A 12,149-nucleotide genomic window follows, 5' to 3' on the forward strand; every position below is an offset into this window, starting at 1 on the left:
TTGTACCAATTAAAAAGTGCCCGTGACCAACTAAAAGGTGAAAAAAAGTATGAACAAGTTCCTGAAGTTACAGACACTTATTTTATTTTAAAATTATTTTCGTAACGGCCTCTACATGGCTTGAAAAGTGACGACAAATGGGTATGAATGTAGCAGCGTTTACCCTCTAGTTATTTGGTATTTCCATATTTTTAAAGTCGATGATGAATTTATTTGTTAGAAAAAATCACTGCCGCCGATGCTGTATTCTTTTTAACCTAATTATTCGCTGCTTCTTATGGAATACTTCTTCTCTCAAAAATGCTTCATTCTACTTACTTTATTGGCTAATAAATAAATGAGGAAATAAATAGGAACACCGTATGAATGCTTCCAAGTTAAAGGTTCGTATAACTTCAGCCATACAATGATCGGTTCAACAACATACGCAGCTAATAACGAATAGGCTGCTGCTATTTTGTACACTGAATAGCGCTCAAAATATTGAAGAAACATCATTGTCGATACAGGTGCAATAGAAAGATCCCAAGGAAGATAAAAGGTATGCAGGTACGGTAAAATGTTGATTGGATATAACCACATGGCATATGCAATTCCAATGGAATCTAATATAGAGGCAATGACATACACAATTAGGCCTGCAATAAGGTAACGTCCCCATCCTATTTTTGGCTTCACTTTCAACCAAATTCCCCAAGGAACACATAGTAACCCTAAAGCAACCCACCAGCGCCAAGAAAATAGAATTTCTGTCTTCCAAAGTTGAACAGCTTCATTGTTCAACTTTCCTATCGATTCATATATGTGTGTAAACTTGTCAATTATTGTATCAATCATCATTCTCATCCTATTGGCTCGTGTTTTAATTACCATTATTGTTAGCTTTAGAAACATTCCTATTCGAAAAAATAAAAAGCAGTCTTACAAGCAATTAAAATAACCTTCATATTTCTAAGTTTTGAGGATAAAAATATCTACGAACATATAAAAACGCCTTATGAGCAAATATAAGGCGTTTCAAAAATTTAATTTAACATTTAATCATCATAGATTAAACTATGTCTGATTAGGCAACATCCAATATTTGTTCTCATCCCATAGTGGGTTATCATTAACATGTTATAAAGTAAATTCTCAATAATAAAATAGTTGGTTGGAAATCCGTCTATTTCAAGGAGCCTAAATAATAACCACCAAGAAAAATGGTTACAATCAGGACAAAATGAATAATGGCCCAACCAAGTCTGCCAAATTTCAAATGATTTATATTGATTGGATTTCTTACATCTCTAGGAACAATTAGACCGCCAATCCATTCAAAAACTAAAAAATATATCCACCACCATGTATAGGAATCCCAAAAATCCCATTTAAAGTTGTATCTGATCAGTTCAGTATTTGTTAATGCCCATGTTTCTAACAACATTCCTATATGAATAATCGTCCAATAGAAAGGTATTTTCCATCCCCACACCTCTGGACTATAACGAACTGACAACAGAACCACTATAGGAAAGGAAAATGTAATAACAGCTACAGGCATACTTTCAACCCTAGGAAATAATAAATATGGAAATGAATAAAAGTTAAATTTCACAAACATATAACACAAAATGTTTCCGACTAAAGCTGATAAAATAAATAACAAACCATATCTTTTCTTGTCGAATCTTAAAAAAAAGATAAGGCCTAAAAAGCCAATGATAATCACAATAATGTGGATAAAAGACTCAATGCTAAATCCAATATTTATATAATCCATTAACATTTTATACACATTTCCCTACTTAAATAATATTGTTATCTTTTGTAATTATTATTTTATTTCAAGCATCTAGCCATTATATAAACATTTAATCCCTTAACGTTGTTCCAAAGCCCGGACGCTTCCCTTATTAAGCTAATTCTTTTAGCTCTCTTGCTAAAAGAATGTTCCTAACAAACCCGCCAAGAATAAAGCCTGCAATAATACCGATTATTGGTATAAAAACCGGCGGAATATATGTATACAACCACTCTTTATCTGAATAAATGACACTCACAGTTGATAAATAGGCTGCTGTTAAAAATGGGATAGATAATAATGGAGGACGTTGCTGACCTGAGATTTTCAAAGCGTCGATATAACCATCAAACATGGAGAAAATATACACACAAGGATAAAATAGCATCCATTCGAAGTCGGCTGCATATATTGCCGTTTCCGCTTTCCCTTGAAAGCTATACTTGATAAATAAATTCAATTTTGAATTAACGTTAATTAGAAATTCCAGAAGAATGAAAACAATTCCTTTGATCCATTTCCTATTTAAAAATTGGCCGAAACCAGGCATAGCAATGCACCACAATAGAATTTCTAAAGGATAAAATCTTTGATTTTTCAATGCCTCACTCCCTAACAGTTTTAATAATAAGTAATACATAATAGCTATCTAAAAATAGCGTAATGAATAAAACGAGCCCATATGATTTAGATCAACTATGGATCGGCCTACGCAATTCATCAAGAGCAATGTAACTGCTTATGCAGTCAAAAAACGAAAATAAATCCATCACCAAGCATTTGAATTTGCGCCATTGTAACAGCCTCCTATCATCACAACACCAGTAAAAACCATCATTTCCACAAAAATGGAAATAAATAACTAAAAAGCTTAAATTCCAAAATAATTGAAAAAAGAGATAAGCGAAATGACGAAAGAAATAAACCATAATATACGCAAACACCAAATAATCCCCACCTGTGAATAAGATGGGGATTTGGTTATGATTCACAAAAAATAAAAAAGCCATCATGTGCTTCTCTTTAACCTTGAATGGGGACCCTTCTATTGTTCCTCCATACCATCAAGATTCTTTGATCCAAAGTGATCGAGCAATGAACGCACTTCATCTGTCGACTCTGTGCTCATTAATTGATTTCTTAATTCACTTGCCCCTCTAAACCCACGGACATATATCTTAAAAAAGCGATGAAGAGCCTTGAACGGACGTAGCTCTAATGTTGAATATTTATCATGAAGATCCAGATGCAGCCTTAAGAGATCAAGCAATTCCTGACTACTATGATCTTTCGGCTGCTTTTCAAAGGCAAATGGATTATTGAAAATACCACGCCCAATCATAATCCCGTCAACCCCGTATTGATGAGCGAGCTTTAGACCAGTTTGACGGTCAGGGATATCCCCATTGATCGTCAAGAGTGTATCTGGTGCCACCTGGTCACGAAGTTTCTTAATCTCGGGAATTAGTTCCCAATGAGCATCTACTTTGCTCATTTCCTTTCTTGTACGCAGATGAATGGAAAGATTCACAATGTCTTGTTTCAATATGTGTGTTAGCCAGTCGCGCCACTCGTCTACATCCGTGTAACCAAGCCTTGTCTTTACACTTACAGGCAATCCTCCTGCTTTGGATGCTTGTATTAAATCTGCTGCCACTTCTGGACGAAGGATAAGGCCGCTTCCCTTCCCATTCTGTGTCACATTAGGTACAGGACAGCCCATATTGATATCCAGTCCCCGATAGCCTAGTTTCGCCATACCAATACTCATTTGCCGAAAGTATTCAGGCTTATCCCCCCATATATGGGCTACAATCGGCTGTTCATCCTCTGTAAAAGTCAAACGCCCACGCACACTACGGTTCCCCTCTGGGTGACAATAACTCTCCGTATTTGTAAACTCTGTAAAAAACACATCAGGTCTGGCTGCTTCACTCACTACATGGCGAAAAACAACATCGGTCACATCTTCCATTGGTGCCAGTATAAAAAAAGGTCGTGGTAACTCACGCCAAAAATTGTCTGTCATATTCAAATTCAAATCCTCTCATTATGGGATGCTAAGCCAAATCCTTATCCCAAAATTAAAAAGCAACATGTCCCTGCTTCTTTTACACTTATACCATGCTTAAGCACTTTTTATCAAACTGATTGGAAATGTTTATTTTAACTTCCCAACCTGTATGCAACCAAAATATCTCCTGTTAAAACCCAACCTATCAACTAGCATTCCACTATTGAAGTTAAACTAAATTTTTGGTAAAAAATTGAAAATGAAATTGGAAGAACACCGAATGGACGAGGGGTTAACAGGAAAAAGACCCTGATCTCGCAAAAGTATTTTTACGAGATCAAGGTCGGACTTTTAGTTAGACGTTTTCAATTCCACATTCGTCACGACTTCCACGTGCGTCGTCTGGTAATAGGGCTGCTATACAGTCATTTTCCAACTGGATAAAGCCAACCAATTTTCCTTTTCCTTGTAGTCAGGCATTATTTTTCCTACAAGGCGCCAGAAGGATCGATCATGATTCAAATGAACCATATGGCACATTTCGTGAACGACTACATAATCGATTACCTCCCGCGGTGCCATTGCTAGTCTCCAATTGAATGTTAACTGCATTTTTGAATCACAAGTCCCCCATGTCGTTTTGCTATCCGAGATACGAATAGAACGTGGTTTTGTTTTAAAATTACTTTGGCAGGAGGATATGCTCTTCTCCACTAAAGCCTTACACTGCTGGTAATAAAATCTTTTTAAAGTTTGTTTTATTTTTTCAGTGTCATGCTGCTTTACATATACATGTAGCTTTTCATCTTTAAACACTACATGTTCTTGCGTTATATTTATATCTTGAAAGATCTGTATGGGATAGGTGTTTCCTAAATAAAGAATATTCCCGCCATCCTCATAGACCCTTTTCTGTGGCCCAATCAGTCTATCCTTCATCTCTTTTAATTTTTGCTGAATAAGATCCCAATTTGCCTCTAATAACAGAAGTACTCTATCATCAGGTGTCCCTTTCGGAGCTTGAACTTCAACATTTCCATAGCTATCTACTGTAATACCTATAGAGGTACGGTTTTTATACTTGATCTCAAAACGGATGGTCTCACCTAAGTAGGTATGTATCATGTCATCACCTGCAGCATTCTTTAGAGCATTATCCCCTATATTTAACAGCCAGCCCTTTTAAGAAATTCCTGGCATATTTATCTCCACATTCTTTATAATTCTTATGCCCTTCTTTTCTTAATAAAGCGCCAAGCTCCCCTTTTGTAACCATGATTCCCGCTTCTTCGAATATCTCCAGCATATCCTCAGTAGTTAATGATAACGCTATTTTTACTTTCTTTAACAGGAGATTATTAACGTTTTCACTTTTCTTTATAGAGGTCTCTTGTGTATCAGGCTGTCCTGGTTTGCGCTCTTGTTTCCCTCTTTTAAAAATAATAAAACCATTTAAAAACGAATCAAACATGCTGTTATCACATTTTATTTGATCATCACTTTCCACATCATCTTCGTCTGATTTCGTGAGAATCTTTATTACTTCTGGCACTGTTACATCCACACCGCCAAGTTTAAATATCTCTGCCATTTCTTTATTTTTTATTTCCATTGCATATCTCAATCGAATTAATATATCGTTATTATCCACAATAGATCTCCTATATTAAAAAATTTGTGTTCATCCTCTGTTCCGCGAACATTTGATTCATCTAACCCTGCTTCAACGGTCGCTCTAGAATGGTTAGTTACCTTCTTTTAACATTATTTTAGCTACAGTTTCAACATGGGTCGTCTGCGGAAACATATCCACCGGCTGTACTTCCATGGTCTTGTATCCCCCATCTTCCAATATGCGCAGGTCCCGTGCCAGTGTAGCGGGGTTGCAGGAGACGTAGACGACTTTTTTCGGTTTCATGTTGATAATCGTCTGCAATAGTGCTTCGTCGCAGCCTTTGCGGGGCGGGTCAACGACGAGGACGTCTGCAGTGATGCCTGCTTTGTACCATTCTGGGATGACTTCTTCTGCTTTTCCAGCGGCGAATTCGGCGTTTGTGATGCCGTTTAGTTCGGCGTTGCGGCGGGCATCTTCGATGGCTTCTGGGACAATTTCGACGCCGTATACTTTTTTCGCTTTTTGCGCTAAGAAAAGGGAGATGGTGCCGATGCCGCAGTAGGCGTCGATGACGGTTTCTTCGCCGCTCAAGTCAGCGTATTCCAGCGCTTTGTCATATAGCACTTTCGTTTGATCTGGATTGACTTGATAAAAAGATCTGGCTGAAATGGCGAATTGAATATCTCCTATATAGTCATAAATGACTTCATTTCCCCAAAGCACTTTTGTTGTTTCGCCCATAATGACGTTCGTGCGCTTCGTGTTGATGTTATGAACGATGGATTTCACATCCGGCAGCCGGGAAATGATTTGTTCAATGATTTTATCTTTATGAGGAAGATTGGCTGTTCTTGTAATAAGAATGACCATGAGTTCCCCTGTTGTTTTTCCATAGCGCGCGGTAATGTGGCGGAGAGTGCCTTTGTGTGTGGCCTCGTCATATGCCTTTATCCCGAGTTCGCTGCAAATTTCTTTCACTGCCTGTATCGCTTCGTTCACTTGCGGAAGCTGGATAATGCTTTCGTTCGTATCAACGATTTCATGACTGCGTGGTTTAAAGAACCCTGCAATGAGCTTACCATTTTTCTCTCCTACTGGCACTTGCGCCTTGTTTCGGTAATACCACGGCTCTTCCATGCCTAAAACAGGATGAATCTTTACGTCTTCTAGTTTGCCAATTCGGGTGATGACTTCCCGTACTTGCTTTTCTTTAAATTGAAGCTGCCCTTCATAGCTGATGTGCTGAAGCTGGGTTCCTCCATATTTATACGCTTCTGAAGCGGGTACGTCCACTCGGTACGGACTTCTTTCAAATAGTTCGATCAGACGGCCAAAGCCGTAGCCTTTATTCACTTTCGTTACTTGAATGCGGCCGGTTTCCCCCGGCAGCGCTCCGGCTACAAACAACGGATAGCCGTCTACCTTCGCGACGGCATTGCCGTCATGCGTTAAATCTTCGAATTGTACTTCTAATGTTTGATTTTTTCCAACAGGGGCTTGAATTTTTGCCACGATTACCCACCCTTTTTATGTTTTTTCTTAAGAATCGAAAGCTATTCTATCATATATCCAGCCCCAACAGCAAAGTGGGGTGATTTATCATATAGCAGTCTGTTTTCATGATAAAACAAATTCATTCATGATAAACCCGCTTGCTCTCATGATATCACCATTCCCATTCATGAAAAAAAGCCTGAATCTTCACTGCGTCCAGGCAGTGAAGATTCAGGCTTTTTATGACTGAGACGCGGCGATCAGCTGGGCGTAGTGCCCATCCTTCTCCATGAGCTGTTCGTGGGTGCCGCGTTCGATGATTTCTCCTTTTTCAAGGACGAGTATTTGATCAGCCCTCTGGATCGTGTTAAGCCGGTGAGCAATGACAACGCTCGTACGGTCTTTCATGAGACGGTCGAGCGCTTCTTGAATGTACGTTTCTGTGATCGTATCGATACTGCTCGTCGCTTCGTCTAGGATTAAGATCACCGGGTCTGCCAAAATAGCTCTTGCAATGGCGATCAGCTGTCTCTGCCCTTGACTGATGCCCGTTCCTTCATGCTGCAGCTTCGTGTCGTACCCGTCCGGCAGTTTCGTAATAAACAAATGGGCATTCGCTAATCGGGCCGCTGCTATCACTTCTTCATCCGTCGCCTCTAAGCGGCCGTAGCGGATGTTTTCTTTAATCGTTCCTGAAAATAAAAATGACTCCTGCAGGACAAATCCCATATGCTTCCTCAGTTCCTGCCGTGAGATCTTCGAAACGTCCTGTCCATCGACTAAAATCGCACCGCCGTCTGGCTCGTAAAAGCGTGCGAGCAAATTGACGAGCGTCGACTTCCCAGAGCCGGTCGGACCGACAAGAGCGATAATGTCCCCTTGCTTCGCTTTGAAACTGACATGATTAATCGTCTTTTCTCCCTTTTCATAGGAAAAAGAGACACCGCAGAATTCAATATTTCCCCGCACCTCATCGAATGGAAGAGCATGTTCCTGTTCCTGCTCTTCTTTTTCTGTATCTAAAATCGCAAACACCCGCTCTGCTCCAGCAACCGCTGATAGCAGTGTATTAAACTGGTTCGCCAAATCGTTGAGGGGGCGTGTGAATTGCCGGGAATATTCCGCAAACACGACGATCACACCGACTGTCACCAGCCCCTTTACCGCCAACAGTCCTCCCACTCCGGCAATGAGCGCAAAGCTAAGATTATTAAGCATGTGCATTAGCTTTGGAATGAATCCGGAATACGTCTGTGCCCAAAACCCTGCTTCTTTCAGCTTGGCGTTTCTTTCGTTGAATGCTGCCGCTATTTGTTCTTCCCGGGAAAACATTTTAACGATATGCTTGCTGGATACAGCTTCCTCGATAAATCCATTCAACTCGCCTAAATGACACTGCTGTTCTTTGAACAAACGGCGTGTCCGGCTCGTGATCCAATTCATTCCAATATACAAAAGCGGTACGATAATCAAAGCAACAGCGGTTAGTATTGGACTTAAATAAAGCATTACCGCGATCGCTCCTGTCAGTGTCAATACACTGGAAGCAACTTGAATAACTGAACTGTTCAACGTGCTGCTAATGTTCTCAATATCATTCGTCACCCGGCTCATGAGTTCTCCATGACGGCGCTTATCAAAAAAAGACAGCGGCAGCTGGTGAAGGTGAGCGAACAATTCTATCCTCATCTCATACACCGTTTTTTGAGCTACCCCGGCCATCCAATAGTTTTGAAGAAAAACAGTCAGTGAGTAAAATATGTATACAACACCGAGCCAAACAAGAAGTAAAACTAGGCCATGTTTATCTTTTGTAATAATGAAATCATCAATGGCCATGCCAACAAGGTAAGGGCCAAGCAGTCCTAATGCGGCACTCGCCGCTACCATCAAAACGACGAGAAAGAGAAGACCCTTTCTTCTTCCAAGATAACTAGCCAGCCTTTTCAGCGTTGGCAGCCACTCTTTCACCTGCGGCTTTTGCCGATCCAGCCTAACGGCTGATCTTGACATCCAGCATCCCCCCTTTTCCATACTGGGAAGCTAACATTCTGCGATATAATTCACTTTCTTCCGATAATTTCTCATGGCTGCCAGCTGCCACAATTCGCCCATCTTCCAGCAGCAGAATTTGATCCGCCTGCAAAGCGGTGCTGATTTTTTGCGTAATAATCACCGTCGTACCGCTTTCTTCCTGAAGGGCTGACAAAAGATTGGCTTCTGTCTTCGCATCTAGTGCACTCGTGCTGTCATCCAGCAGCAAAATAAGCGGCTTGCGGATGAGCGCCCGTGCAATAGACAGCCGCTGTTTTTGCCCTCCAGATAGATTGACGCCTTTTTGCCCGATGACTGTTTCATATTTGCCTGGCAGTTCAGCAATCGTTTCATGGATTTGCGCGCGCCGGGCCGCTTCAATAATTTCTTCCATCGATGCCTCTTCTTTTCCCCAAGCGATATTTTCACGGATCGTTCCAGTGAACAAATGAGCTTCCTGCGGGACAAAGCCAATGTGTTCACGTAAAGACCCCGGCTGAATACCGCGAATGTCTTGGCCGTCAATCTGAATTCTGCCCCTGTCTAATTCATACAAGCGCGGCAGCAGATAAAAGAGAGTGGATTTCCCCGACCCTGTTGCCCCTAAAATAGCGGCCGTTGTTCCCGGCTGAACCGTAAACGTAACATCATCGAGAACAGGAACCCGGCTGCCCGGGAAAGAAAAAGACACCCCTTCAAATTCAATCTTCCCGCCAGCTGGCCCAAGCGCGGTCCCTTCCCAGCGCTGATCAGCCTGTTCTTCCGACTCTTCTAGCAGCTCACCGATCCGCTGACTGGACGCTCTCCCTCTCGAAAACACAATTAGAATAAATGTAAGCATCGATAAAGAAACACTAATTCTTGCCGCATAGTTAATGACCGCGACAATTTCTCCTGCGGTGGCCGTTCCACTTGTAAATTCGGTAAAGCCCAGCCATAAAATAACGATCAGACTGCTGTTCATAACTAGCTGCAACACAGGTGTCGTCGTTTCCATGATCCGAAGTACACGGATCGTTTTCGCCATGAGCTGTTCATTCGCCTGCTGAAAACGGCTGCCTTCATACTTCCATCTAAGAAATGCTTTAATGATCCGAATGCCCGCCAAGTTTTCCTGTATCACGCTATTCACTCCATCAAGCCGCTTCTGCACAGATCGAAACAAAGAAGCACCTTTCTTCATCATATAAAATAGAAACAACAGCATGATCGGGATCGTGACAACGAGCACAATCGTCAGCTTCGCATGAATAAACAAAGCCATCACTGTTCCAAATAACACCATTAAAGGCGCACGCATCATAATACGCAGACTCATAAAAACAGTGTTTTGCACTTGCGTCACATCATTTGTCATTCTCGTAATTAAAGAGGAAGCAGCAAAACGGTTATAGCTCGCAAAAGAAAAGGATTGCACTTTCTCCATCATCTGTTCCCGCAAATCATATCCAAAGTTCTGACCGACATGGGCTGCTGCGAAAGAATTAATAATACCGGAAACAAATGATATTAAAGACGTTCCAAGCATAATCGCACCCCACTTATACACAGCCCCCATGTCATGCCCAAGAATTCCTTCATCAATGATTTTTGCCATAAACAGCGGATGCGTCAATTCAACCGCCAGCTCCACAAGCATTAATAACCAAGCAAAAGCCATATAGTTTCTATATGGCTTTAAATAAGACAACACGGTTCTCACAGCGGCGCCCTCCTCTCCTGCCAGCACAACCCCATCACTATATTTTTACTAGTATACTTCTATTGGAAGGGCTCCATCAAATGATTTGATGTCAGTCTGTCGACAAACATTTTCGATCATCCTGAGAGTATCTAAACAACCTGATGCTCCCCTTTCTCCATTTGGTGCTTCTTTTTCGCTTGGCGGCCGTGCAGCAAGGAATAAACGAACAATCCTACTAGTACGTAAACAGCACAATAAACATAAAGCATACTAAAGCTCATACCTGTTACGGCCCAGCCGATAATGAATGATCCAAGACCGATTCCTAGATCAAATACCGATAGAAAGGTAGCTGTCGCCAGCGCTTTTTTCTGAGGGGACGCTTCCTGGATGGCTATCGTTTGAAAGCTAGGGAATAACGTCCCCCAGCCAAGACCAATGATTCCGGCTGCTATAAGGAAGACGATAGCCGTTCCTGTTTGGCTAAGCAAAAGCAGACCAGCCGCAAAAAGGAAAATGGCTGGATAAATGATGACATTTGCCCCGTACCGGTCAAACCATTTGCCAGTAAACGGACGAGACAACAGTAACACAATGGCATAGACGATAAAGAAATAGCTGGCTGCTTCCCCTACATGAATCTCTTCCGCATAAACGGAAACGAACGACAAGATAGATGCATACGCAACGGAGAAAAATGCTCCGACCACCGCGATCGGCAGCGCTGAAAACTCAAACAGATCTTTTGGATTAAATTTCACTTGGAAGATAGAAAGCGCGCGGGCTGTATGTTTATGTTCCGCTGCATTGACTAACAAGCCAGAAATAAGAGCAAGGGCAGAAATGGCAATACATATCATAAACATCACAGAACTGCCCCATTGCCGCATGGCTGTGAGTCCTAAAAAAGGACCGATGACCATCGCAAGGTTCGTCGACATGACAAAATACCCCATCCCTTCCCCCCGGCGGGAACCGGGAATAATCTCTGCCACCATGGCTCCGGCTGCCGTTGTCGCCATGCCGAATCCGATCCCGTGAATAAATCTTATGACTAGCATCATGCCAAAGGTGTCAGGTAAAAAATACAATAAAGACGCCCCTAAAAAGATTACTTGCGAACTAATCAATATGGTTTTCCGGCCGAATTGCTCAATCCACTGTCCGGCAAACGGACGAATAATAATTGCTGAAATTAAAAAGAAGGTCGTAAGCAAACCTGCCTCTGTTGCGTTTCCCCCTAGTCTCTGCAAAGCATATACGGGCATCGTCACTAATAAAAAGTAAAAAACAACGAACAAAAAGAAATTGCTCGCTGACACACTAATAAAGTTTTTCGTCCATAAAGTTTCCTTGTTCATTCACTTTTCTTCCTTTCTTTCCTTCTTAACGATCTAGTTGTTGATGTTGTTTCTTTGTTGATTGGAGCAGAAAGCGAGTACCTCTAACGGAAATCAACAGGAAAGTTGAACAAAACCAACAATCTAGAAAAGCACCAGCAAAGTCTGCTAGTGCTTCTCTAGAC

10 protein-coding genes are annotated in these 12,149 nt (G+C 41.5%); all 10 read right to left on the bottom strand.

Annotated features, from left to right (window positions below):
- Positions 1 to 294 precede the first annotated feature (294 nt).
- A complete protein-coding gene (locus QYG89_RS10190; protein WP_404316895.1) occupies positions 295 to 837 on the bottom strand; it encodes a CBO0543 family protein in 543 nt (180 codons plus the stop codon).
- A gap of 328 nt (positions 838 to 1,165) precedes the next feature.
- Positions 1,166 to 1,768 (bottom strand): CBO0543 family protein, encoded by a 603-nt coding sequence (locus tag QYG89_RS10195; RefSeq protein ID WP_404316896.1) that lies wholly within the window; start codon positions 1,766 to 1,768, stop codon positions 1,166 to 1,168.
- A 127-nt stretch (positions 1,769 to 1,895) separates the two neighbouring features.
- Positions 1,896 to 2,384 carry a hypothetical protein gene (locus tag QYG89_RS10200; RefSeq protein ID WP_404316897.1) on the bottom strand — a complete coding sequence of 163 codons (489 nt, stop codon included), beginning with the start codon at positions 2,382 to 2,384 and terminating at the stop codon, positions 1,896 to 1,898.
- A gap of 444 nt (positions 2,385 to 2,828) precedes the next feature.
- Positions 2,829 to 3,812, bottom strand: a complete 984-nt coding sequence (locus QYG89_RS10205; protein WP_404316972.1) for a tRNA dihydrouridine synthase — start codon at positions 3,810 to 3,812, stop codon at positions 2,829 to 2,831.
- Between the two features lie 402 nt (positions 3,813 to 4,214).
- The gene (locus tag QYG89_RS10210) at positions 4,215 to 4,922 is read right to left on the bottom strand and encodes a M48 family metallopeptidase (RefSeq protein WP_404316898.1); all 708 of its coding nucleotides are present in this window, start codon (positions 4,920 to 4,922) and stop codon (positions 4,215 to 4,217) included.
- 28 nt (positions 4,923 to 4,950) lie between these two features.
- On the bottom strand, positions 4,951 to 5,448 hold the full coding sequence (locus QYG89_RS10215) for a YehS family protein (RefSeq protein ID WP_404316899.1): 498 nt from the start codon (positions 5,446 to 5,448) through the stop codon (positions 4,951 to 4,953).
- A 93-nt stretch (positions 5,449 to 5,541) separates the two neighbouring features.
- Positions 5,542 to 6,924 (bottom strand): 23S rRNA (uracil(1939)-C(5))-methyltransferase RlmD, encoded by a 1,383-nt coding sequence (gene rlmD, locus QYG89_RS10220; protein WP_404316900.1) that lies wholly within the window; start codon positions 6,922 to 6,924, stop codon positions 5,542 to 5,544.
- Between the two features lie 222 nt (positions 6,925 to 7,146).
- A complete protein-coding gene (locus tag QYG89_RS10225) occupies positions 7,147 to 8,919 on the bottom strand; it encodes an ABC transporter ATP-binding protein (RefSeq protein WP_404316901.1) in 1,773 nt (590 codons plus the stop codon).
- Positions 8,900 to 10,642 carry an ABC transporter ATP-binding protein gene (locus QYG89_RS10230; RefSeq protein ID WP_404316902.1) on the bottom strand — a complete coding sequence of 581 codons (1,743 nt, stop codon included), beginning with the start codon at positions 10,640 to 10,642 and terminating at the stop codon, positions 8,900 to 8,902. The genes QYG89_RS10225 and QYG89_RS10230 overlap by 20 nt, the downstream gene beginning before the upstream one ends.
- Before the next feature lie 131 nt (positions 10,643 to 10,773).
- Positions 10,774 to 11,985, bottom strand: a complete 1,212-nt coding sequence (locus QYG89_RS10235) for an MFS transporter (RefSeq protein WP_404316903.1) — start codon at positions 11,983 to 11,985, stop codon at positions 10,774 to 10,776.
- Positions 11,986 to 12,149: the final 164 nt, after the last annotated feature.

Origin of the sequence: Bacillus lumedeiriae, from assembly GCF_044891285.1 — a bacterium.
Taxonomy (GTDB): Bacteria; Bacillota; Bacilli; order Bacillales; family Domibacillaceae; genus Pseudobacillus; species Pseudobacillus lumedeiriae.

What these genes read in the sequence shown, in the direction of transcription:
- QYG89_RS10190 (WP_404316895.1), bottom strand. Translation starts at nt 837, where the DNA reads ATGATTGATACAATAATTGACAAGTTTACACACATATATGAATCGATA.
- QYG89_RS10195 (WP_404316896.1), bottom strand. Translation starts at nt 1,768, where the DNA reads ATGTTAATGGATTATATAAATATTGGATTTAGCATTGAGTCTTTTATC.
- QYG89_RS10205 (WP_404316972.1), bottom strand. Translation starts at nt 3,812, where the DNA reads ATGACAGACAATTTTTGGCGTGAGTTACCACGACCTTTTTTTATACTG.
- QYG89_RS10210 (WP_404316898.1), bottom strand. Translation starts at nt 4,922, where the DNA reads ATGATACATACCTACTTAGGTGAGACCATCCGTTTTGAGATCAAGTAT.
- QYG89_RS10225 (WP_404316901.1), bottom strand. Translation starts at nt 8,919, where the DNA reads ATGTCAAGATCAGCCGTTAGGCTGGATCGGCAAAAGCCGCAGGTGAAA.
- QYG89_RS10235 (WP_404316903.1), bottom strand. Translation starts at nt 11,985, where the DNA reads ATGAACAAGGAAACTTTATGGACGAAAAACTTTATTAGTGTGTCAGCG.